This is a genomic window from Halorussus pelagicus (assembly GCF_004087835.1).
In the GTDB taxonomy this organism is placed as follows: Archaea; Halobacteriota; Halobacteria; order Halobacteriales; family Haladaptataceae; genus Halorussus; species Halorussus pelagicus.
In genome coordinates, this window is record NZ_CP035119.1 from 1796949 (window position 1) to 1818574 (window position 21626).

Sequence of the window (21626 nt, forward strand, 5' to 3'; positions counted from 1 at the left end):
ATGACGAACTCCGCCGACCCAGAACCGGACGACGCCGAGACCACGACCGACCCGAACCACGAGATTCCGGCCCTGCTCCGCGAGAACCTCTACGCGGTGGTCGAGAAACTTGTGGACCACGATGGCCTGCTGGTCGCGCTCGACTTCGACGGCACGCTGGCCGCCATCGAGCGCCGCCCCGAGGAGGCTGTGATTCCCGACCGGACCCGCGAAGCAGTCGCGGCGCTGGCCGACAAGCCGAATGTCGAAGTCGCCGTCGTCAGCGGTCGGGAACTCGCCGACGTGCGCGAGCGCGTCGGCCTGCCGGACATCTCCTACGCCGGGAATCACGGTCTCGAAATCCACGCCGACGAGTACGAGGTCCATCCGACCGCCCGCGATGCCGAGGAGACCATCGCGCGCCTCTCGGACCGACTGTCCGACGAACTCGCCGACGTGGACGGCGTCATCGTCGAGAACAAGGGCGTGACCGCGACAGTCCACCATCGACTCGTGAACGACGAGGCGGTCCCGGTGGTCGAAAACGCCGTCGAGACGCTGGTGGCCGCCCGCGACGACGTGCACCTGACTACCGGCAAGGACGTGCTGGAACTCCGGCCCGCGGTCGAGTGGGACAAGGGCGAGGCGGTCCGGGAACTCTACAGCGAACTCGTCCCCGACGACGAGCGCTGGCTTCCCGTCTACGTCGGCGACGACACCACCGACGAGGCGGCGTTCAGTCTGCTGGGCGACCGCGGTCTCGGCGTCAAGGTCGGCGACGACCCCGGCACCGAGGCCCCCTATCGCGTCGCGGACCCCGATTCGGTCCGGGCGATTCTCGCGTGGGTGAGCGACTACGGCGTCGAGTTCATCGGAGCCGACCACCACCGCGTGCCGGTCGGTACCGCGTGAGACGACTGGCCGGGTATCCGGACGCTTGACGTATTCGGTCGTTCTCGGTCGCATCCGACCGCTTCATCCCCGTAATGCGCCATTGAACCCGCTCCGCACACAGCGAACAATCTGAACGGTCGGTCCCGTTTATCCGCCGAATCGGTCAACTCTCTCACGAATCATGGCAACTGACGACGCAGACGAGAAACGTAGCGAGAATCGCCGCGTCCCCGACCAGAACCGAACGCTCGACACCTACGCCAACGGAGGCCGCGCCCCGATTCCCCGGACTCGCCAGCAGGCGGAGAACGCGGATGTCCGACGCGCCGGAGAGAACACCCGACGCTACGGGTCACAGCCGAACGACCCGACACCGAATCGCCGGTACGGCTCTCGGCCGCCGAGCGGCCGCGAGCCGCCTCAAAGCGGTGATTCTCCGTCGCACTCTCGAGGACGAAATGGTCAGACAGGGCGCGATTCCTCGGCGAACGAGTCTCCAGGGCAAGCCGACTCCGGTCCGGAACGTTCGCCCTCCGGTACCGAGAACTCGACTCGCGCTCCTGAAGAGCATCCCCGCGGTCCCGAGGAACCCGCCCGCGCTCGCGCTGAGTCCGAACGACCGCACGCGGAGTCACAGGACGAGCGCCCCGCGAGCGAGGAGACGCCGCCAAAACGGACTCAACCGCTTCCGGAGTCCTCCGAGTCGCCAGCGACCTCGGTTGAGGGCGGCGAACGCGGTGAGCGCGCGGACTCGGACCGGACAGCGAGCGACGCCGACGAGGGCGAGACGCCCAAGTACGGCGGTCTCTGGGACCCGGACTGGGAAGCGTCTCAAAGCGGTCCGACCGAGCGCGACGACCGACCCACCGAGCGCGAGCAGAGCTGGCGAGCGTACGAGCGCCGGTTCGACCGCGAGCGGGACCGCCAGCGCGACTTCCAGCGGGACAAAAGCGGCGACAAGTATCGGCGAAAGTAGGGTGTGTAGAGACCGAGGACGCTGGGAAAGCGAGACGCGAAAACGCGTCGAGAAGGCCGATCAGTCGTCGGTCTCGGTCTCGACGCTGGCGGTCCGGCGAGCCGCGCGTTGGATGAACTCTTCGGGCAACTCGTCTATCTCTCCCGCCTGCACGCCCCAGAGGTGGGCGTAGAGACCGTCCTCGCCGAGCAGGTCGTCGTGGCTCCCGCGCTCGACGATTTCGCCGTCTTCGAGGACGACGATTTTGTCGGCGTCCTTGATGGTAGAGAGTCGATGCGCGATGGCGAACGTGGTCCGGTCCTCCGTGAGGTCGTCCAGGCTCCGCTGGATGAGCATCTCGGTCTCGGTGTCCACGTCGCTTGTCGCCTCGTCCAGCACGAGGATTTCGGGGTCTTTCAGCACCGCGCGGGCGATGGAGATGCGCTGGCGCTGGCCGCCCGAGAGTTTGACGCCGCGCTCGCCGACCTCGGTGTCGTAGCCCTCCGGCAGGTTCGTGATGAATTCGTGGGCCTCGGCGGCCTTCGCGGCCTCCACGATGTCCTCGTCGTCCACGTCGAAGGTACCGTAGGCGATGTTCTCCTTGACAGTCCCGTAGAACATGAACGTGTCTTGGCTGACGTAGCCGATTGCCTGCCGAAGGCTCGGCAGACTCACGTCTCGGAGGTCGGTGTCGTCGATGCGGATGGCACCCTCGTCCACGTCGTACATCCGGAGCAGGAGCTTCAGGACCGTGGACTTGCCCGCGCCCGTGGGACCGACCAGCGCGAGGGTGTCGCCGCCCTCAACGTCGAAGCTGATGTCGTCCACGATGGTCTCCTCGTCGTCGTAGCCGAAGCTCACGTCCTCGTAGGCGACTTCGCCGTCATCGACCACGAGGTCCTCGGCGTCGGGGTCCTCCCGAATTCGGCTCGGTTCGTCCATCAGCCCGAAGATTCGGGAACTGGACGCGTACGCGCGCTGGTACATGTTGATGATGGAGCCGAACTGCGCCATCGGCCAGATGAACCGCTGAGTCAGCAGGATGAACACGACAAACTCACCGCGGCTGAGGTTGCCCGTGAAGAACCACGGTCCCTCGCCGTTGAGGACCCACAGGCCCCCGACGATGAACGTCAGCGCGAAGCCGAGACCCGAAAGGACCTGTAGTGACGGGAAGAACTTGATGCGGGTGACGATAGCGCCCCAGTTCGAGTCGAAGTAGTTGTTCGACACGTCCTCGACGCGGTCTGACTCGTAGCCCTCGGTGTTGCTCGTCTTGATGACCTGAATCCCGCCGAGGTTGTTCTCCAGTCGGGAGTTGACCTTCCCAACTGCCGAGCGCACGTCGGCGTATTTGGGCTGAATTATCTCGACGAACTTGTAGGTGAACAGCGCGATGAGCGGCACCGGAACCATCGCCACCAGCGCGAGTTGCCAGTTCATGCTGAACAGGATAACCGCGATGGCGACGACCATCACCGACAGACGGAACGCCGAGTTCATCCCGTCGTTGAGGAACCGCTCCAGTCGGTTCACGTCGTTCGAGAGGATGGACATCATTTCGCCGGTCTGCTTGTCGGCGAAGAAGTCCATGTTCAGGCGCTGCATCTTGTCGTACGTGTCAGTCCGAACCGAGTGCTGGATGTTCTGAGCGAAGGAGTTCCAACCCCAGTTGCGCGCCCAGTGGAACATCGCACCGAAACCGAACGCGCCCGCGACGATAGCGACGGAGAACCAGAATTGGTCGGTCCTCGCCGCGGGCGCAATCACCGCCGCGAGGTCTTCTGAGACCAGCGGGACTTGCCCCGCGAGCGCCTCCGGATACGGAACGCTGGCGGCACCTTCCGAGAAGAGGGCGTCAATGGCGACGCCGAGGATGATGGGCGGGAGCAAGTTCAGCACTCGGGCGAAGATACTCGCCACGACGCCCGTGACGAACGCGAACGCGTTTTCGGAGCCGTATTCGAGGAACAGCCGTTTCATCGGATTCTCGGCCTGCTCCCGTTGTTCCTCGAACGGGTCGTCGTCGTCCTCTATGAAACTCATTATCACAGTCGAAAGGTTCGGTCGTTGAAAAACTTTCCTTCGAATCGAAACACTTGCGTCGTTTCGCAAAACTCCGTCATCGGACTTCGAAGTGATGCAGAGACCGAACTTATGAATATCGATAGTGTGTGAAACACCCTCGTAGAAATAGGACTAGTTGCGGTCACTGTAACAGGGCGACTGCCGGTATTAACCTCTCGAACCCGGTGTTTGGAACGTAACTTCTTCAGGTGTATCGTCTACGAGAAACGAGTTCCTCCACAGTTGAACCAGTTCGTTCCCGAACTAACTGCTGTCCGTCTCGTCGTCGCTACTTCGCCCCCAGAATTTGTCCCACATGGACCGGTCGTCGTCGTGTCGCGGGCCCTTGGACAATCTCATTTCATTCGGATTTCGCTGGTCAAGCATAAATAGGTTTTCCAGTCCGAGAACTCAGTAGATCCAGTAATCGATAGTCACCAGTACACCGCCCGCGATAACGAACAAGGCGAAATCGAGGGGATGAACCAACGTCAATAGTGGGTCGAGGCGCTGCGGGAACACGCCTGTGAGAACGGTCTCAGCGGGAGCAGCGACGAACGGTATCAGCTCCGGAGGTGCAACCAAAATCACCGTGAGAACGGATACGACGACTAACGTCAGGAAGTACGAACGAGGGGACAGCCAGTTGGTTTTCCGTTGGAGCAACGAGAGCGTTAGAAAGTACAGCGAAACGTTCACCCAACCACATCCTAACATCGGCACGTCGAACAAGACGTAGGCGAAGAGAAACGGGAATACGACTACGATACTTCCGAGGAGGTACTTGCCTCCGGAGTACGAATCGAAGGAGAGTATCTTACTGATCCAGACGACCACTGGGAATCCCAATACGGCGACGACGACAGCGAAAATCGAGGGCGTGGACGCATCGACCGTACTTGCGACGAACACGCCGAGAGCCACGTAGGCGAACGCATCGATGGTGAGGACCGTAGTATACGTTATCCACTTTGCATTAGTTTGGAGGACATCATCGTTTTTGTCGAGATACTGTTGGTACTTGCTCAGGACGAGACAACGAGATTTCCACTCGTCGTGTTCGTCCCGTAGCACCTGTTTGATTTCTTCGGGACCAATTCCGGCCTGCATGTCGGATGCCCTGTAGGTGATCGCTCCGGTTGACAGCGACCCCAACAGTAGCAACACTCCAGCGACCGAGTTCATATTTATAAGATGAGCGACGCTAGTCGGTTCGTTCTTGACTGCGATAGAAACGACCCCGATGACGATACTTAGAAAGAGGATGTTCGCCCGGTAGACACGAATTGCTTTGTCGTCGATATCAGCAAGTGTCTCTAGCTGGTACTCAAGAGACTTCTCACTCTCTTCGGTGACGTTCTCTAAGACCGCAATGGACGGTGACTTGTTGCTACTGTCGTCGCTCTCCGACATACTATCTCGGTATTATAGTCGAGTTTCCGAGCCGTAATTAGTCGTTCGATGTTTTACTCGGAAATAGCGCCGAGAGCTTACAGCGACCGCGATTCGATGTCGGGGTTCACGTCCGCTTGGGCCAAGTCCTGCCGGATGCGGTCGCGCAGGGGGTTGGGGACGGTGTCGCGGCCGACCGGCACCGCCGTCTCGCCGTCGCCTTTCACCTTCCAGTAGACGACGCACTCGCTGGGGGCGTAGAACTCGATGCTGTAGTAGTCGGTCCCGCCCTGATAGTGGACGCGGGCGGCGAACTCCTCGGCCTGCCAGCCGTCCTGTTCGGCCAGTGCCTCGACTCGTTCGTCCATACCGCAGGGTGGTCGGCGGCCGTGGTAGTGGTTACGAAAGCCGACCGAGAAGGTAACAGTTATTTCTGGCGAGCGATTGTGTCCCAGTAGCGGGTCTGTGGTCTAGTTGGTCATGACGCGGCCTTTACAAGGCCGAAGTCGGCGGTTCGAACCCGCCCAGACCCACTCGTTGCGGACGCGAACGTCGATTTTCTTTTCGATTCCCGAAGCCGATTTCGCGCGGAAATCCTTCCAGAGAGGTACCCTGCTTCATCTCTATCTCTTTCTCTCCTGCGAGCGCGAGTCGCTTACTCTCCGGACTCCAAGACGGTCAGCGTCGCTCCTGCTTCGCCGTCACTCCGATACGCCGGGAGGTAGAGCGCGTCCCCGACGGCCCCGGCCGCGTACCCCATGTTCCCCGGTTGCTGGTACGTCCAGCGCGGGTTGCCAGTCGTCGCGTCGAGTGCGTACGTCGTCACGTCGGTCGAAGGCTGTTGGGGGTGTTCGGTCGTTGCCACCACCGCACCATTGACCACGACCGGTGTCGTCCGCAGATATCCCTCCTCGATTTCGAACTGCCAGCGCTCGTTGGCGTCCGCCCGCGAGAACGCCCGTAGCGTCTGCCCGTCGGAGACGAACACCGCGTCCTCGCCCACGGCGAGTTCGCCGAGTCCGAAATCCTCCATCACGCGCCGCCAGCGTCGGTTTCCCGTCGCGGCGTCGATGGCGTAGACCGCGCGCGTGTCGCACGCGAAGAGCGTATCTCCATCGACGGCGAGACTGTGGAAGTTCTCCCCGTGCTGGTCGGCCCAGATTTCGTCCCCAGTTTCGACCTCGACCGCCGCGAGGAGCGACGACGTGTCGTCCTCGCTTTCGCTCTGGTCGGCCTCGTCGTAGACGGACCCGACGTACGCCGTCCCGTCGGCGATGGCTGGCTCCGCGAGGAAGACGTGGCCGTCCTTGGTGTAGCGCCAGCGTTTCTCACCCTGGGTATCGACGGCGACGATGGCCTCCTGTCGGACGAAACAGAGACGATCGTCCGCGGCCGCAATCGGTTCGTTAATCGACCCGCCGAGATCGAGATGCCACCGCTTCCGGCCGGTCCGAGCGTCGAGCGCGTACATGGAGTGGTCACCGGCGTCGCCGACGTAGACCGACCCCTCGTAAATCGTCGGCGGACAGCCAGCGAATCCACCGCCGAGCGCGGGCAACGTTGTCTTCCAGCGCTGTTCTCCGGTCTCTCGGTCGAAGGCGTAGACGCCTCCGGACGCGTAGTCGGAGTCTCCTTTCTCGGGAACGCCACCGCTGACGAACACCGTGTCGCCGACGATTGCGGGGGGCGTGACACCTGCGGGGAGCGTCGCCTGCCAGCGCACGTCCGGGTTCTCGACGCTGACGTCCACATTCCGACCGAGATGAGCGGCAGTTCGTCCGAACTGTGCCCATTCCTCGCCGTCTTCACCGGGTAACGGCTCTGTCGGCGACGACTCACGTTTCGGAGAGCGAATGGAGGGGAGACCGGACGTACAGCCAGCGAGGCCAGCACTGCCGAAAGTTGCGAGGACATGTCTACGATTCATACATTTTTACACGAGTCCGTCCGTATAAACGTTCCTGAGTGTTGTCGTCGTGCCACAGAAATCGAGGGACGTGACTCGAACGGTTCGGAGAGGGAGAGTAGGTTTCGTCTGTTCCAGTCGTCGGACTAACCGCTCTTCGGTCGCTGGCGCGGAAGCGTGTGGATAAACCTCGGCGGACGTGGGGGAAACAGAGATAGTGTGTCGGAAGGATAGAGTCTGGAAAGAGCCGAAGAGTAGATTTCGTCTGTTCTTGGTAGTCGTTTCGATTGCGCGTCCGCGGAGAGAGTACGTTTCGTCTGTTCTTGGTAGTCGTTCGCGTGATCGAGTCGGGAGAGAGAAAGAGTACATTTCGTGAGTTTTCGTGAGTGAGGTCGCCGTCGGAGACAACAATTTTCGTGCATACTTCGTCCGTTTTATTGGGTGGTCTACAGATGGTGGAGTATCGACGGTGTTCGAGGAACCCGTTTCGACACATGCAGAATTCACGCTATACGAGTCCGTTTCAATACACAAATCGGACGTTTCGTCTGTTCTTCCGTGGAACGGACGTTTCTAGCTCGATATCGGGTATAAAGATAGTAATATATGTTTGTGTAGCGGCAACACCTGTCTCACGACTTCTAACGCCAACTCTATAGCGTATTTCTCACGAAATACTCTCCCCCTCACTAACTTAAAGAAACAAAACTCACGAAACTCAAGAACAGTAGTTTTATATACTTTCTGTCGGAGTTCAGACCGAGAACAATGGGCGGGCTGTTCAGCGACGTCACGGACACTATCTTCCTCGACAAGGAAGTCCTCGAAGAAGAGTACCAGCCGGACGAAATCCTCGAACGCGAGGAGGAGATCGATGAGTACAAAGCCGCGTTCAAGGACGTTCTGTTCGGTCGAAACCCCTCAAACGTCATGCTCTACGGAAAGGCTGGCGTCGGAAAGACGGCGGTCACGCGCTACGTCCTCGAAGAACTCGAAACGGAGACCGACCAGCGCGAGGAGGCCGACGACCTCTACGTCCACCGTCACAACTGCAACGGCGACACGATGTTCAGTGCCGTCCGAACCTTGGTCAACGGACTCCTCCCCGAGGGAAGCGCGCCGTTCCCGAAGAAGGGTCTCTCGACAGCAGATGCGCTCGAAGAGTTCTACAGCCAACTCGACCGCCTCGGCGGAACCCACTTGGTCGTCTTGGACGAAATCGACCACCTGCAGGACGCGAACGAACTGCTCTACGAACTCCCGCGCGCTCGCGCGAACGACTACATCTCCAAAGCCCGAATCGGCGTCATCGGCATCAGCAACAACTACACCTTCCGACAGCGCCTCTCAGCGAAAGTGCAGGACGCGCTGAAGGAAGAGGAAATCTCGTTCAGCACCTACGACGCCAACGAACTCCGGGCGATTCTCCACGACCGCGCCGAGAAGGCGCTCTCGGACGAGAGCTACTCGAACAGCGCCATCGCCAAGGCCGCCGCGGTTGCCGGACGCGACACCGGAAGCGCCCGGCAGGCCATCGATCTCCTCCGGAAGGGTGCGGAGATAGTCGAACAGAACGACGAACCGATGGTCGAGGACGACCACATCGGACTCGCGCGCGAGGCGGTCAAGCGCGGCCGTCTACAGGACAAAATCGAAGACCAGTCGCTTCACGCCCGACTCGTCCTCGAAGCGGTCGCGCAACTCGACCACGTCGGCGAGACGCCCGCCCGCTCGAAGGAGATAATGAAGATGTATCGCCGCGTGGCCGCCAAGCGCGCCGAGGAGCCGCTTACGACGCTCAAAAGCATTCAAAACCACCTCAGCGACCTCTACATGCTCGGGTTCCTGCTCCGCCGCGAGGAGAACGAGGGCCGGAAAGGCGGGTCGTACCACGAGTACGACCTCGATATGGACCCCGACGTGGTCTTCGAGGTCTGCGACGAACTCGACAGGGAAGAGGCGGTGTAGACGTACTCGTCCCGTAACTCATCGTCTTCCCATCCAATAAGCATCTCCTGACACTGAACCACACGACAGTCCGCTTTTTGATATACTGTCGAGTAACTTGTGATAAACTCTAAAATTGTACTGTCAACGTCGGATTTCGAAGAACACACTTGAATATATAACAAACCAGACTTAATATTGGCCTATCTGAGTATATTTTATAGCTTAATTTAATATAGAAAAATATAAGTAATGTCGAGGACACATCAGTATTGTTAACGGAGGTGAAAAATTATGTTCGGAATTTGTGTTTACTACGACGACGCCGGTGTCTGTCTCGAGTACGGTAAGTGGTAAGTTCTGAAGCGGTTCAGAACTTGCTCTAGGCGTATCGGCTCAAAAATATCCATTTTAGCGCGCAATCGGTTAGCGGAGTTGCTGAAATCGACAACGACACAGTTCGTGTTAGTGTTTAACTCGATATATAGTTCATCAGACGTACAAACGGATTTCCGGAATTACGGACGTGTCGCCATAGAAATCACCTCACGAGTTTCCGAAAACGACGCCGGGGCGGAGATTCGCTTATCCGAGGTCCGCTCGCTTGAACTGAAGGTAGCCCACTATAATTGGAAGGACGACCCAGCAGGCCAGGATGATGAGTGAAAACCACTCATCGAGGTAGAAGGGCACTTCGCCGCCGATTCGCTCGGCCAGCGTCGGCCCGACATTGCTTCCACCGCTCGTCGCACCCTGTCCCTGCGAGACGTTCACGCGAGTCGCATTGTTCGACAGAAACAGGTTTGCGGCGCTCTTGAATGCGTTCGTCGGACTCAGTCGTTTGACGAGGACGAACCACGCGGGAACAGTCGTTCCCGGAAGGTCTCCGAAGGTGACGACGAAGTAGATTCCCTGCGCGATGATGTTCCACAGCAACTCGAAGACGAAGAACACGCCAACCGCCATCGACATCGCGCGGTTCCGATTCCCGGATGCGGCAGAAATAGCCACCGCGATTCCGACGATGGCGATTCCGAGTACGACCGTGAGAACCGCGAGTAAGGCGTACGGACCGAGCGGTAACGCCCCGTAAACCGCAAATCCGACGACGGACGTAACGAGATAACTGATGAGAATCGCAACGCTAACCACCACCGCCCGACCGAGGTACTTGCCGACCACCACATCGCGGCGAGTGTACGGAAGGCCTAGTAGCATCCGAATGCTTCCGGTGTCGCGTTCGCCCGCGATAGCGAGATAGCCAGTCACGAGCGCAGTGATTGTAACGAACGTGGCGACCGGTGCGAGCATGTACTGTGGCAGAGTCGCTGGGTCTACGTCGTTGAGGGCGACGCTCGGGAGGAAGACCGCTGCCGATGTGACGACGGTCAGAATTGCGGTTGCGACCCATAACCCTCGAGAGCGCATCGAATCAGTAAACTCCTTCCACGCGAGGAGTTGGACGCTCATGCTTCGACCACCTCTTGACCGTCGTCCTCGGTGTAACTCTCGAACAGTTCCTCCAGCGAAGCCTCGTCTACGTCGATGTTTTGCAACGTCACGCCGGTGGACTGAACGGCGTCGATGGCTTCGCTCTTCGTCTCGTCAGCGTCACAGGTGACGATAATTTGATTCCCGTCAACCTCAACGTTGGAGACTCCCGTGATGCCCCGGAGCGAGTCGAGAGACGGTAGCTCATCAACCGTCAGTGCTACCCGTGAACCGCTACCGAGCGTCTCTCGGAGACTGTCGATACTGTCCTGTGCGACGAGAGAGCCGCTTTTCATGATACCGACGCGGTCGCACACCGCCTCGACTTGACTCAGAACGTGACTGGAGAAAAAGACGGTTGCACCGCGCTCCTGTTCTTCGTTGATAATTTCTCGCATCCGACTCACGCCGTGAGGGTCGAGTCCCGACGACGGTTCGTCGAAGATGAGCAGATCCGGCGAGTCGACGAGTGCGATGGCGAGTGACAGTCGCTGTGCCATTCCCTTCGAAAAACCACCAGCCTTGCGATCTTTCGCATCCTCCAGCCCGACCCGATCTAACAGTTCATCGACCGAGTCGTTGGCGTCCTTCGATGCGACTGCAAATTTGACGTGTTCGCGTGCGGTGAGACGGTCGTACAGACTGCCGTTGTCGGGGAGAATGCCGATTCGCTCTCGAATCTCGCGGGTCTCTCGCTGACTGTCGTACCCGAGTACGTTTACCTCGCCTGAGGTGGCGTGAATGTAGTCCAGCATGAGGTTGATAGTTGTCGACTTTCCGGCCCCGTTCGGTCCGAGAAAGCCGAATATTTCGCCGTGCTCGACCGTCAAGTCGAGATCGTCCACGGCGACGATGTCTCCGTATCGTTTGGTCAAACCGACTGTTTCGATTGCAGGCATTGGTGAATAAGTACCGTTTGTATCTACTATACTCTATGTTATATTTAAACGTACTCGTATAGGTCCGACGACTATTAGCTGTGATTGGGGGAGTTGTGCATCGACTCCTCACTTGAGGTCGGAGCAAAGGACCAACAACGTCTCGTTCAACTGGTCTCCGGGGCGCTCAGTCCGATGCGCTCGTTAACTCCGAACAGGATCGCGGCGCACATGACTAACAAGAACACGAGGGTGAGTGGTGTGTTGGTCAGGCTGACGGTGGTCCCGAGTGGTCCGGGTTCAGAGAGGACAAGGCGGAGCAACGCGGAGTCGGGGGTACCGTTCGGTCCAGTGGCCCGGACGATACGAGCGCCGAGGAAGAAGTTCCAGCCAGCGTGAACGGCGACAGCGTTCCAGAGGTTCCGAGTCCGATAGACGATCAAGCCGAATAGAACCCCGCCGACTACCGTACGACTGACAACTAACCACAGCTCAATCTGTGAGTCGGCTCGGCCCGTGTGTAGAACGCTGAAGACTAGTGCTGGCGCGATAATCGCCACGGCAGCGTTCCAGCGATCTTCGAGCAGTCGGAACAGTATTCCTCTGAAAACGAACTCCTCCAGTATCCCCGTAAACAGTCCGATACCGATGCTTCCGACGAGCCAGAGAAGGACCGTCGAGAGGTCAGTATTAGTTTCGATTATCTCCCCGCTCTGTACGAGGAAATTCCCACCAGTCGCAATCGCAGGCAGAGCGATGCCGATTCCGACCCACCAGAGAGTCGAGCGGTTCGGATCGCTGAACGTAAACCAACGAAGCGAACGGCGCATGACGACTCGCGCGTATATCCCGACGCCGAGGAACGTGGCGACGAGTCCGAGAATCGAATACTGTAACACGTCGGGAACTGGTGCCGAAACGAGGTCCGACAGTTGGTCCGTGGCGACGATAATGAGAAGCAAACAGATGATCGCACCGAGTGCCATCGGGACGACTTTCCAGATCGGAAGGTCGCCCAACCCCTGATCGTTGCGTGTCTCGAACATCCTAAGAAATGTTATATTTTGTGCTTAATTATATTTTACTATTTAATTTAGAAATAGGATTATACTTGCCATCGCGCCGTTGGCTCGTTTCGACGCGATTCAGAAGTCAGCAGACCTATATTTGCCTGCGAGTAACGCCACTGCCATGCACTGGCGCGCTAGCTACGGAGTGGTTCGGTGAGTCGGCGGGCGCTGGCCGCCGTGGTCGTCGTCCTCGCGTTGGCGGGCGCTGGCGTCGTGTTCGCCGGAGGAATCGACTTCGGCGACGCGTTCAACGCTCCCGCGGACGAACGGACCGCGACCGGCGCGACTACCGCGAGCGAGGTGACGAGCGGCGCGGCGAGGCAGACAACTGCGGCCGACTCCGCGACCGAATCGACCGACGAAACCGACGAGACCCCTACGACGACTATGACCAACTCGGAGTACGCATTCGAAATCGAGAGCATCGAATCGTGTGGCAACACCTGTCGAGACGTGACGGCGCGACTGACCAATTCCGGCGGCGAGACGCGCGAGGACGTGACGGTCACGACGGCGATGCTCGCCGACGGCGAGGTGCTGTGGTCGGGCAACGAGACGGTCGGCACGCTCGAACCGGGCGAGTCACACGTCTCCACGGAGCGCATCGAGGTCGGCTTCTCCGGCGGCCTGCAAATCAGCGCCAACGACGGCTACGTCGCCATCGTGGCCGTGGTCGAGTCCGCCGACGGAACGTCGCGCTTCGCCGAACGCCGGAAGGTCACTTAGAAGTCTTTGAGCGTAGCCCCGAAATCCGAACACTCGTCGTCGGCGATAGTCACCTGCGCGTCCCACTCGGGACAGAACTCGAGGTAACAGACCGGGTCACCCAGTCTATCCGTTTCGATAGTGAAGGATTAAGCGTTTGTCCCGACTCCCTCGTGGTGTTTCGAAACGCTTTTCCTTTTCATGTGCCTCGTATCGAATGCGCCGCCTTAGCTCAGACTGGGAGAGCACTCGACTGAAGATCGAGCTGTCCCCGGTTCAAATCCGGGAGGCGGCATACTTCTGTGGCCGACAACGTGAGCGAGCGTAGCGGGTGAGCCGTCGGCCGGGACTCTGTATCCTGACCGGTTTGAATCCTGCCAGAGGCAGCCCGCATAGCGAAGCGAGCAGGAACCGCTGGCTCCGGTTCAAATCCGGGGAGGCGGCATCTTCCTACGACTGCTCAGGAGTGATACTCTTCCACACGACGCCGAGACAAGCTTTATACCTCGGATTTCGCTAGCCCAACGTGATGGAGTCCCCGTTCGACGTGTTACTCGTCGATGCCGATGCCGACGACGAGGAGATAGAGCAGGCGTACAGGCGGCGGGTGAAAGACGCCCATCCCGATCAAGGCGGTTCGGTCAAGGAGTTTCAGACGGTCCGGCGCGCGTACGAGAAGATTCAGGCTGGCTACGAGGAGAACGGGAGCGACGCCGGGACCGATTTCGCGGGACCGAAGCGCGACGCCGAACCGGAGCGGGGCGCACAACCGGAGAGCGACCCGGAACCCGAGCGGGCGTATTCGGAGGTCGAATATCTCAACTACGACGTGCTGAGCGATTTCGGCTGGCAGACCGACGACGCCGACCTCTTCGGGAAGGCGGCCGCCGCGGACTTGGACGAGGTCGATTACGGCGCGTTCGAGGTCCATCCCGGCGAGTCACTGCTCGAAGCGGCCGAGGACCGCGGTTTCGCGTGGCCGTTCGCCTGCCGCGGCGGGGCCTGCGCCAACTGCGCGATTCTGTTGCTCGACGGCGAACTATCGATGCCGTCCAGCCACGTCCTCCCCGAGGAGTTGATGGAGCAGGGCTTTCGGTTGTCCTGCAACGGCATGCCCATCACCGACGAGTTGCAGGTCGTCTACAACGTCAAGCACATGCCCGAACTCGACGAGTTGCTGTTGCCGCCCCAACCGTTCGAGAACGCGTATCCCGACAAGTGACGGGGTCCCGGAGACAGGACCTCTCACCGGAGTTGTCCCGTGTGTTCGGTTCACAGCACCCGTGATACCGCTTCTCTCGGAAGTCTTATCCGTTGGGCGACCCTCTCTATAGTTGCAATGGCGAAAGGAACGGTTGATTTCTTCAACGACACAGGCGGTTACGGGTTTATCGACACTGAGGACGAGGACGAGGACGTTTTCTTCCACATGGAGGACGTTGGCGGTCCTGACCTCGAAGAGGGAACGGAAATCGAATTCGACATCGAGCAGGCTGACAAGGGTCCGCGAGCGACCAACGTCCAGCGACTGTAATTCGGTTCGAGTTTTCCGATACCACAATTACTTCATTTTTCAGACGCCGAGTGACGGCGCTACCGGTCGGTCCGACTGACACTCCGAAAGCGATAGCGTAGGCGTTCGCTACTCGCCCAGTCGCGCCATCTCGTCGTCGGAGAGTTCGACGGCAGACGCCGCGACGTTCTGCTCCAGATGGTCCACGCTGGAGGTGCCCGGAATCGGAATCGTCACCGGCGAGTGCTGAAGAAGCCACGCGAGCGCGACCTGTCGCGGGGTCGCGTCGTGGTTCCGTGCAACGTCCTCCAGCACGGACTGCTTCTCACCCAACTCGCCGCCGCCGATTGGGAAGTACGAAATGAAGCCGATTCCGGCGTCCTCGCAGGTCTCTAGTACGTCCTCGTGCTCGCGGTTGCCGACGTTGTACTCGTTCTGAACCGTCGCTATATCGACCATCTCGCGGGCTTGGTCCAACTGCTCGACCGAGACGTTGCTCAGGCCGACGTGGTCCACGAGTCCGTCGTCTTTGAGTTCCGCGAACGTGTTCACGGCGTCCTCGAACGAGCAGTCCACGTCGGGCGTGTGCAACTGATAGAGGTCGATGCTCTCGACGCCAAGCCTGTCGAGGCTACAGAGGACCTGATTCCGGAAGAAATCGGGGTCGCCGTGGGGTATCCAGTCGCCCGAGCGGTTGCGCAGGAGTCCGGCCTTGGTCCCGACGACGGCGTCGTCGGCGTCGATGGCTTCCCGGACGATGCGCTCGCTGACTCCCGGTCCGTAGGAGTCGGCGGTGTCCACGAAATCGACGTTCATCTCGACTGCGCGCCGGAGAACGTCGCGGGCCTCGGCCTCGTCGTCGGGCCGACCGATGATGTCCTCGCCGGTCAGTCGCATCGCGCCGAACGCGAGACGGTGGATAGTTAGTTCGCCGCCGATGTCGAACGTGTCGCTCTGGTTCTCGCTGACTTCGACCATACCGACGTGTCTCGCCGCCCGCCATTAGTGGTTCCGGCGGCCGTCGCCGACGGAAAATCTCCCCGCGAACTGCCTGCCCGGTTCGAACGCTTTGGTCGGCAGGTCTCCGAGTCGCCGGTCGAAGAGAACGGACCGGAAAAGAGATAGACTCCGCGAGCGCGAGATTTTACTGCACGTCGATGTCGGCCGAGTCCTCGGCCTTCTCCAACTTGACTTCGAGAACGCCGTTGTTGTAGGTAGCCGTCGCGGAGTGTTCGTCTACCTGTGCGGGCAGGCGAACGCGCTCGTCGTACTCGCGGTGGTCGCTCCCGGCGCTGATGGTCAGCACCTCGCCGTCGCACTTGAGATCGATGTCCTGTTTCTCGACGCCGGGGAGGTCAGCGATGACTCGAATTACGTCCTCGCTCTCGTGGATGTCTACGTGGGTCTCGGTTCCGAACCCGGTCTGGTCGCCAGCGTTGCCGCCGCGCTCGACGTGCATGTCGAAGTCCTCGCCCATCATCTCGTTCATCATGCGCTCTATCTCGCGGAAAAGGTCGTCGAAGGGGTCGTCGCGGTCGTCTCTTCGCATGTCCGCGAGTAAGAGGTATGCAAGCAAAAGCCTTTGGCACCACCGGATTATCGCTGGCTTCCGGACAGCGACATCGGAGACCGTATCTGTGTTATGGGTGGGAACGACCGACGGAGGCATTACGGTGTCCATCACGCAGTAACGCGATTCGTCCCGTATCGTTCCCGCTGCCCAACAGGTCCGTTTTTCAACTACCAGCGCGGTGTCGTGACGCGGCGTCCGTCAGATACCCATTCCGAGCGCCTCGTTGGTCTTGTGGATGCTCTCCTCGGCGTCGGCGGCGTTCGTGACCGCGCGGATGGCGTCCACGTTTTCGGGCACCACGTCGCTCTCTTGGTGGATGGCTTGGAAGAGATAGAGGTCGTCGCCCTCCATCGTGACTGATTCGCCCCAGAGACAGTTCTCCCAGATATCCCCGCGCGGGCGACCAACGTCTTGGGCGTACTCCTTCAGCTTGCCCGCGCCGTCGATGTCGAAGTGCTCGGGGATGACGAAGATGCGCGACTCGTCTTCGAGGAGTTCGCGCACCTCCTCGGCGTCGGGTTCGGCGTCGAGCGTGACGTTGACGCTGTGCATGTGCATCAGCGTCGCGGGCACCTTCAGTCCGAGCGTGTCGATGTCGAGGTCCGGGAAGATGGTGTTCACGTCCGGCCCGTGGTGAGAGGGGAGCGTGACCGGGTCCGGCGTGATGTCGTTGATGGGGCCGCGGTCGGTCTGGGCGGGGTCGCCCCCGCGCCGGACCAGCGTGGTGCGGACTTTCTCGACGCCGTACTCCTCGCGGAGGGGCGCGACGAGGCGCGAGAGACCGGTCGTGTTACACGAGACGACGCGAACGTGGTCGGCGTCGTTGGCGTCCGAGAAGTTCGAGCGAGCGTTGAAACTCGTGTCCACGAAGTCGGCGGACTCGCCGCCCTGATACAGCGCGGGCGTGTCGTACTCGTCGTACAACTCGGCGTTCTGTTCGCCGATGCCGGAGGGACAGGCGTCCACCACCACGTCGCTCGCCTCGACCAGTTCTTCGACCATCCCGGCGAGTTCGACGCCCGCCTCGTCGAACAACTCGACGCGCTCTTCGACGGCGGCGTACAGAGGGAACCCCTTCTCGATGGCCTGCTCGGCCTCGAAGTTGGGTCGCGTCTTGGCGACGCCGACGACCTCCATGTCCGGTTGCGCGCGGACCGCGTCCGCGACTCGCTTGCCGATGGTCCCGTATCCGTTGACTCCGACCCGTAGCATGTACTCGCAGTTCCAACGCCGACGCGCATAATGGTTTCGAGGAACGCCGCCGAGAACACAACTACGAGTCGAGTAAGTTCTGTACTCGTCTCTCCGGCGGTCTCGGTGCGCGGGCGGTTTCCGGAGAATCGGAACTCGTTGGAGTTTCCACTTGCCTCCTCTCGCTTCGCTCCCGAAGACACCGGAAGACGAACCGCTTCTTCCGAGCCTTCGGTCACTTCGTTCCCGAAGACAAGACCTAACCTGTCGCCGACCTTTCTGGCGAGCATGAGCCTTCGAGACGCGGCCGAGACCGCCATCACCCAGTGTCTCGCCCTCGACGAGACCGAATCCTGTTGCATCGTCACCGACGACAAGCGCGAACCCATCGGCGAGGCGCTCTACGAGGTGGCCAGCGAGGTCACCGACGACGCGACCATCGTCCGGTTCCCGCCGGGAGCCTCCCACGGCGCGGAGCCGCCCGAACCCGTCTCGGCCGCGATGGCCGAAAGCGACGTGTTCCTCGCGCCGACGACCAAGAGCCTGAGCCACACCCGCGCCCGCGGCGACGCCAACGAGGCCGGAGCGCGCGGTGCCACGCTCCCCGGCATCACCGAGGAGGTCTTCACGACGGGTCTCGACGCGGACTACGAGACCATCGCCGACCACTGCGAGGACGTGCTGGCGCAGGTCGAGGACGCCGACGAGATTCGCGTCACCTCACCGGAAGGCACCGACATCACCTTCGAGCCGGGAAGCCGCGAGTGGCACGACGACACCGGCATCGTCCACGACGCGGGGGACTTCTCGAACCTCCCGGCTGGCGAGGTGTTCGTCAGCCCCGAGACGGCCGACGGCACCTACGTCGTGGACGGGACGATGATGCCCCACGGCCTGCTTGAAGAGGGCCAGACCCTCGAATTCGACGTGGAGGACGGACAGGTCACGCGCATCTCCGACGACGAGATTCGCCAGAGCGTCGAGGAGGCCGCCCAGCAAGTCGGCGACGCCGCCTACAACCTCGCGGAACTCGGTATCGGAACGAACGTCGCGGTGACGGAACTGGTCGGGTCGGTCCTGCTGGACGAGAAGGCGGGCGGCACGGTCCACATCGCCATCGGAGACGACGCGGGCATCGGCGGCGACACCGAGGCCCCCATCCACTTCGACGGGATTCTGCGCGAACCGACCGTGTACGCGGACGGCGAAGAGATCGAGCTTCCGCAACCGTAATCGGTGGACAGCGATGGACCGAGAAATTCACGAACAGCCAGTCCTCGGCGTCGAAGTCGGCCCGGAAACGCGGTGCGCCCACTACGACACCGACCGCGACGTGGTCGCCCTGCGGTTCGCCTGCTGTGAGGCGTACTTCCCCTGTTTTCGGTGTCACGACGCCGAGACGGACCACGAGACCGAGCGCCTGTCGGTCGAAAGTGAGCTGTCTGCGGTGCTGTGCGGCGTCTGCGGCGCGGAACTGACGCCGCGCGAGTTCGTGGATGGAGAGCATCGATGTCCGGACTGCGGGACCGCGTTCAATCCGGGCTGTGCGGACCACTACGAGCGATATTTCGAGTTCGAGAGGTAGCTACGGACCGGCGTTTTTGAGGGTGAGCGTCCTACCGGCGGGAGAAGAGAGATACGTCGTTGCGGTGAGTGGGTAGACCACGAGTAGCTAGCTCCAGGCTTGAGCCAATCATACTGCACCCGTACAGCACTGCGACCGTAAACCTCACGCCTCCCCAACCTCCTCACTCCGTCGCTACGCTCCGTCGTTCGTCCCTCGCGCGGATGGGCGCGGCCTCACACCGCGAGGCCGCGCCCGCACGCGCCGACGTGGAAAAAACAAAAACTCGAAACGCGGCGAGGTCCACCAGTTTACGCTTCCGCGGTCCGACGAATCAGCCTCGCTAGTCGGTCGTAGAACCCGTCGTCGTACTTCGTCTGGGCGTCGATGGTCGGCCGGGCGTTGGTCTCGTTGACCACCGCGCGGTCGTCGCCGACGAGGATGTCAACGCCGAGGTAGTCGATACCGAGCGCGTCGGCCGTTCGCTCGGCGAGGTCCCGGAGATTCGCGGGGAGGTCCACGCCGGTCGCTTTTGCGCCGCGGTGGACGTTGTGTTTCCAGCGGTCGCCGTCGGCGTCGTCCGGAATCCGGCGCTCAACCCCGCCGACGCACTCGCCGTCCACGACCATCGCGCGGTAGTCCGTCGCGTCCGGGACGTACTCCTGCACGAGAAATGACTTGTCGCCGGTCGCGCGGTAGTCGTGGACCAAATCGAGGTAGTCGGTCACGCCGAGATACGAGTCGGCGTCGCCGACCTTCGCCACGCCGACGCCCCGCGTCGTGGAGTTGGGCTTGAGGACGACCGGTGGGTCGAACCGCTCGAAGGCCGCCAGCAGGTCGGACTCGTCGGCGGGGTTCGAGACGAGGACGCTCTCGGGAACGGGCACACCGGCCCGTTCGAGTGCCGCAATCGCGCCTGCCTTGTTGCGCGAGGTGAGGACGGTCTCCCGGTCGTTGACCCACGGCACGTCGATGAGGGCGTCCACGACGCCACCCTCCATCGCCCGCGAGGGGTAGACGAACCCCGCGTCGAACTCGTCGCCGCTCCACGGCGGATCAGACAACGAGATGGTTCGACTCTCGCTCGGAACGTGGTGGACCGCAATTCCGCGCTCGGCGAGGGGGTCGCGCATGCGCTCGAACGTCTCCTCTCGGTAGGCGACCGCGAGGTCCAGCATACGCGGTTGGTGGGAGTCGGCGGGTAAAAAGGTGCGTCTATGGACTCTCGTGAGACACTGCATACTGAACCACCAGTGTAACGGAGACCTGAATCTAACCGCAGTAGAAAAATTTCACCACCAAGAATTTAACTAAGCGGTAGAAAGAAGCGTCCAAGTAAGAATGAGAACGTGGAATATTAGTGAAGATGCTCCGGGGAGGCTCGTTCCGTACGGGCGACGTTCGTATTACAAACCGGAGCCGCTTCCGCCGAGCCGAGAGCTGGAATTGAGCGAGGAGTTCTACGAACTGCTCTCGGGAGCCACGTTCTGGTTGGGGAGACTGAGCGGTATCAGTGAGATGGTCGATTTTCCCCCGATGCTCTACGCGTCTTTAGTCCGAAAGGAAGCGGTCGAATCGGCGGAAATCGAAGGCGCAGACGTAGATGTGAACGACCTGTATCGTTACGAGACGCTGAAACTCGACGACGAAGCAGACCCTGACACGCGGAAAGACATCGACGAAGTGCGAAACTACGAAACAGCGGTTCGACAGGGTGTAGAAGCCATCGACGCCGACGACGGAATTACTATCGACTTGCTCGAATCGCTACACGAGACACTTCTCTCCGGCGTCCGAAATGAAACCGACGTTATCGGAGATTTCCGGCGGACGCCGGTCCATCTCGGGTCGTTCGTGCCACCGGCCCCTCCGTCCGTTGAGGGAGATGTAGAAGCACTCGTCTCGTATATTCGTTCCGGCGGTGCGTATCACGACGTAATCGATACCGCACTCGTTCACTATCAGTTCGAAACGATTCATCCCTTCGGCGACGGAAACGGCCGATTGGGACGCATTCTAATCACGCTTCAGTTGTACGAGACCGGTCTACTGTCCGCACCGAATCTCTATCTCAGTGAATACTTCAACAGAAACAAGGAGACGTACGTCGAGCGAATGCGGGAAGTGAGTCGAAATGGAGCATGGGAGGAATGGCTCACGTTCTTCGTCAAGGGCGTGTTGAGACAGGCCAGAGAAGCCTACGACCGGTCGTTAGAACTCCGGGACCTCCAGCGAGAGTACGAAGAGCGGTACGGGAATTCGAGTCGAGCAGACGCACGTCTCGCACGTCGGTTGTTTCGAAACCCGTACGTCGTCGCCTCGGAGATTGCAGCGCTGTTAGACGTGACGAAACCGACAGCGTATCGGGCGATAAACACGCTCGAAGACGAAGGTATCTTGGAAGAGGTTACCGGGAAAGAACGAAACAAAGAGTATAGAGCGACCGAAATCTTCGAGATTCTGGAACGGCCGCCCTCGACGTACTGACGAGAAACCAACAC

General features: G+C 60.6%; 20 protein-coding genes and 2 tRNA genes. 11 read left to right on the plus strand and 11 right to left on the minus strand.

The window, feature by feature from the left end; all coding sequences use genetic code 11:
* A complete protein-coding gene (gene otsB, locus EP007_RS08935; protein ID WP_128477325.1) occupies positions 1-891 on the plus strand; it encodes a trehalose-phosphatase in 891 nt (296 codons plus the stop codon).
* A 163-nt stretch (positions 892-1054) separates the two neighbouring features.
* Positions 1055-1849: a hypothetical protein gene (locus EP007_RS08940; protein ID WP_128477326.1), complete on the plus strand. Its 795-nt coding sequence runs from the start codon at positions 1055-1057 to the stop codon at positions 1847-1849.
* A gap of 60 nt (positions 1850-1909) precedes the next feature.
* Here EP007_RS08940 and EP007_RS08945 read toward each other — a convergent pair whose 3' ends face one another.
* The 3 genes from EP007_RS08945 to EP007_RS08955 all read right to left on the minus strand — a co-directional run bounded on the left by EP007_RS08945 (position 1910) and on the right by EP007_RS08955 (position 5655).
* Positions 1910-3874 (minus strand): ABC transporter ATP-binding protein, encoded by a 1965-nt coding sequence (locus EP007_RS08945; RefSeq protein ID WP_128477327.1) that lies wholly within the window; start codon positions 3872-3874, stop codon positions 1910-1912.
* Between the two features lie 432 nt (positions 3875-4306).
* Positions 4307-5308: a hypothetical protein gene (locus EP007_RS08950; protein WP_128477328.1), complete on the minus strand. Its 1002-nt coding sequence runs from the start codon at positions 5306-5308 to the stop codon at positions 4307-4309.
* A gap of 77 nt (positions 5309-5385) precedes the next feature.
* Entirely contained in the window at positions 5386-5655 is a 270-nt protein-coding gene (locus tag EP007_RS08955) for a DUF7538 family protein (protein ID WP_128477329.1), read from the minus strand.
* A gap of 91 nt (positions 5656-5746) precedes the next feature.
* Here EP007_RS08955 and EP007_RS08960 point away from each other — a divergent pair.
* Positions 5747-5820 (plus strand) — tRNA-Val (locus EP007_RS08960).
* 122 nt (positions 5821-5942) lie between these two features.
* On the opposite strand, the gene EP007_RS08965 is transcribed toward EP007_RS08960, so the two are convergent.
* The gene (locus EP007_RS08965; protein ID WP_128477330.1) at positions 5943-7214 is read right to left on the minus strand and encodes an outer membrane protein assembly factor BamB family protein; all 1272 of its coding nucleotides are present in this window, start codon (positions 7212-7214) and stop codon (positions 5943-5945) included.
* Positions 7215-7961: 747 nt separating this feature from the next.
* Between EP007_RS08965 and EP007_RS08970 the strand changes: the two genes are divergently transcribed.
* Positions 7962-9161: a Cdc6/Cdc18 family protein gene (locus EP007_RS08970; protein WP_128477331.1), complete on the plus strand. Its 1200-nt coding sequence runs from the start codon at positions 7962-7964 to the stop codon at positions 9159-9161.
* 564 nt (positions 9162-9725) lie between these two features.
* Here EP007_RS08970 and EP007_RS08975 read toward each other — a convergent pair.
* From EP007_RS08975 to EP007_RS08985, 3 genes are all read right to left on the minus strand, one after another.
* A complete protein-coding gene (locus tag EP007_RS08975; protein WP_128477332.1) occupies positions 9726-10610 on the minus strand; it encodes an ABC transporter permease in 885 nt (294 codons plus the stop codon).
* Positions 10607-11530, minus strand: a complete 924-nt coding sequence (locus tag EP007_RS08980) for an ABC transporter ATP-binding protein (RefSeq protein WP_128477333.1) — start codon at positions 11528-11530, stop codon at positions 10607-10609. The genes EP007_RS08975 and EP007_RS08980 overlap by 4 nt, the downstream gene beginning before the upstream one ends.
* 146 nt (positions 11531-11676) lie before the next feature.
* Positions 11677-12555 carry a CPBP family intramembrane glutamic endopeptidase gene (locus EP007_RS08985; protein WP_128477334.1) on the minus strand — a complete coding sequence of 293 codons (879 nt, stop codon included), beginning with the start codon at positions 12553-12555 and terminating at the stop codon, positions 11677-11679.
* Positions 12556-12732: 177 nt separating this feature from the next.
* On the opposite strand from EP007_RS08985, the gene EP007_RS08990 reads away from it, so the two are divergent.
* The 4 genes from EP007_RS08990 (at position 12733) to EP007_RS09005 (ending at position 14818) form a co-directional block, all read left to right on the plus strand.
* Positions 12733-13305: a hypothetical protein gene (locus tag EP007_RS08990; RefSeq protein ID WP_128477335.1), complete on the plus strand. Its 573-nt coding sequence runs from the start codon at positions 12733-12735 to the stop codon at positions 13303-13305.
* Between the two features lie 200 nt (positions 13306-13505).
* A tRNA-Phe gene (locus EP007_RS08995) sits at positions 13506-13579 on the plus strand.
* Positions 13580-13813: 234 nt separating this feature from the next.
* A complete protein-coding gene (fer, locus tag EP007_RS09000; RefSeq protein WP_128477336.1) occupies positions 13814-14506 on the plus strand; it encodes a ferredoxin Fer in 693 nt (230 codons plus the stop codon).
* A gap of 117 nt (positions 14507-14623) precedes the next feature.
* Positions 14624-14818, plus strand: coding sequence for a cold-shock protein (locus tag EP007_RS09005; protein ID WP_128477337.1), 195 nt, complete (start codon positions 14624-14626; stop codon positions 14816-14818).
* 108 nt (positions 14819-14926) lie between these two features.
* Here EP007_RS09005 and EP007_RS09010 read toward each other — a convergent pair whose 3' ends face one another.
* From EP007_RS09010 to EP007_RS09020, 3 genes are all read right to left on the minus strand, one after another.
* Positions 14927-15775 (minus strand): aldo/keto reductase, encoded by an 849-nt coding sequence (locus tag EP007_RS09010; RefSeq protein ID WP_128477338.1) that lies wholly within the window; start codon positions 15773-15775, stop codon positions 14927-14929.
* 166 nt (positions 15776-15941) lie between these two features.
* The gene (locus EP007_RS09015; protein WP_128477339.1) at positions 15942-16346 is read right to left on the minus strand and encodes an Hsp20/alpha crystallin family protein; all 405 of its coding nucleotides are present in this window, start codon (positions 16344-16346) and stop codon (positions 15942-15944) included.
* Positions 16347-16568: 222 nt separating this feature from the next.
* Positions 16569-17582, minus strand: a complete 1014-nt coding sequence (locus EP007_RS09020) for a type II glyceraldehyde-3-phosphate dehydrogenase (RefSeq protein WP_128477340.1) — start codon at positions 17580-17582, stop codon at positions 16569-16571.
* 267 nt (positions 17583-17849) lie between these two features.
* Here EP007_RS09020 and EP007_RS09025 point away from each other — a divergent pair, with 267 nt between their 5' ends.
* Together EP007_RS09025 and EP007_RS09030 are read left to right on the plus strand one after the other, a co-directional pair.
* Complete coding sequence (locus EP007_RS09025; RefSeq protein ID WP_128477341.1) at positions 17850-18794, plus strand: aminopeptidase; 945 nt, start codon at positions 17850-17852, stop codon at positions 18792-18794.
* A gap of 13 nt (positions 18795-18807) precedes the next feature.
* On the plus strand, positions 18808-19146 hold the full coding sequence (locus EP007_RS09030; RefSeq protein ID WP_128477342.1) for a CHY zinc finger protein: 339 nt from the start codon (positions 18808-18810) through the stop codon (positions 19144-19146).
* Between the two features lie 290 nt (positions 19147-19436).
* Here the strand turns inward: EP007_RS09030 and EP007_RS09035 are convergent, their stop codons facing one another.
* Entirely contained in the window at positions 19437-20303 is an 867-nt protein-coding gene (locus EP007_RS09035; protein ID WP_128477343.1) for an ATP-grasp domain-containing protein, read from the minus strand.
* A 163-nt stretch (positions 20304-20466) separates the two neighbouring features.
* On the opposite strand from EP007_RS09035, the gene EP007_RS09040 reads away from it, so the two are divergent.
* Complete coding sequence (locus EP007_RS09040; protein WP_128477344.1) at positions 20467-21612, plus strand: Fic family protein; 1146 nt, start codon at positions 20467-20469, stop codon at positions 21610-21612.
* The last annotated feature ends 14 nt before the right edge of the window (positions 21613-21626 follow it).

Coding starts and splice junctions, on each gene's coding strand:
- otsB (WP_128477325.1), top strand. CDS start 1: ATGACGAACTCCGCCGACCCAGAACCGGACGACGCCGAGACCACGACC.
- EP007_RS08940 (WP_128477326.1), top strand. CDS start 1,055: ATGGCAACTGACGACGCAGACGAGAAACGTAGCGAGAATCGCCGCGTC.
- EP007_RS08945 (WP_128477327.1), bottom strand. CDS start 3,874: ATGAGTTTCATAGAGGACGACGACGACCCGTTCGAGGAACAACGGGAG.
- EP007_RS08950 (WP_128477328.1), bottom strand. CDS start 5,308: ATGTCGGAGAGCGACGACAGTAGCAACAAGTCACCGTCCATTGCGGTC.
- EP007_RS08955 (WP_128477329.1), bottom strand. CDS start 5,655: ATGGACGAACGAGTCGAGGCACTGGCCGAACAGGACGGCTGGCAGGCC.
- EP007_RS08965 (WP_128477330.1), bottom strand. CDS start 7,214: ATGAATCGTAGACATGTCCTCGCAACTTTCGGCAGTGCTGGCCTCGCT.
- EP007_RS08970 (WP_128477331.1), top strand. CDS start 7,962: ATGGGCGGGCTGTTCAGCGACGTCACGGACACTATCTTCCTCGACAAG.
- EP007_RS08975 (WP_128477332.1), bottom strand. CDS start 10,610: ATGAGCGTCCAACTCCTCGCGTGGAAGGAGTTTACTGATTCGATGCGC.
- EP007_RS08980 (WP_128477333.1), bottom strand. CDS start 11,530: ATGCCTGCAATCGAAACAGTCGGTTTGACCAAACGATACGGAGACATC.
- EP007_RS08985 (WP_128477334.1), bottom strand. CDS start 12,555: ATGTTCGAGACACGCAACGATCAGGGGTTGGGCGACCTTCCGATCTGG.
- fer (WP_128477336.1), top strand. CDS start 13,814: ATGGAGTCCCCGTTCGACGTGTTACTCGTCGATGCCGATGCCGACGAC.
- EP007_RS09005 (WP_128477337.1), top strand. CDS start 14,624: ATGGCGAAAGGAACGGTTGATTTCTTCAACGACACAGGCGGTTACGGG.
- EP007_RS09010 (WP_128477338.1), bottom strand. CDS start 15,775: ATGGTCGAAGTCAGCGAGAACCAGAGCGACACGTTCGACATCGGCGGC.
- EP007_RS09015 (WP_128477339.1), bottom strand. CDS start 16,346: ATGCGAAGAGACGACCGCGACGACCCCTTCGACGACCTTTTCCGCGAG.
- EP007_RS09020 (WP_128477340.1), bottom strand. CDS start 17,582: ATGCTACGGGTCGGAGTCAACGGATACGGGACCATCGGCAAGCGAGTC.
- EP007_RS09025 (WP_128477341.1), top strand. CDS start 17,850: ATGAGCCTTCGAGACGCGGCCGAGACCGCCATCACCCAGTGTCTCGCC.
- EP007_RS09030 (WP_128477342.1), top strand. CDS start 18,808: ATGGACCGAGAAATTCACGAACAGCCAGTCCTCGGCGTCGAAGTCGGC.
- EP007_RS09035 (WP_128477343.1), bottom strand. CDS start 20,303: ATGCTGGACCTCGCGGTCGCCTACCGAGAGGAGACGTTCGAGCGCATG.
- EP007_RS09040 (WP_128477344.1), top strand. CDS start 20,467: ATGAGAACGTGGAATATTAGTGAAGATGCTCCGGGGAGGCTCGTTCCG.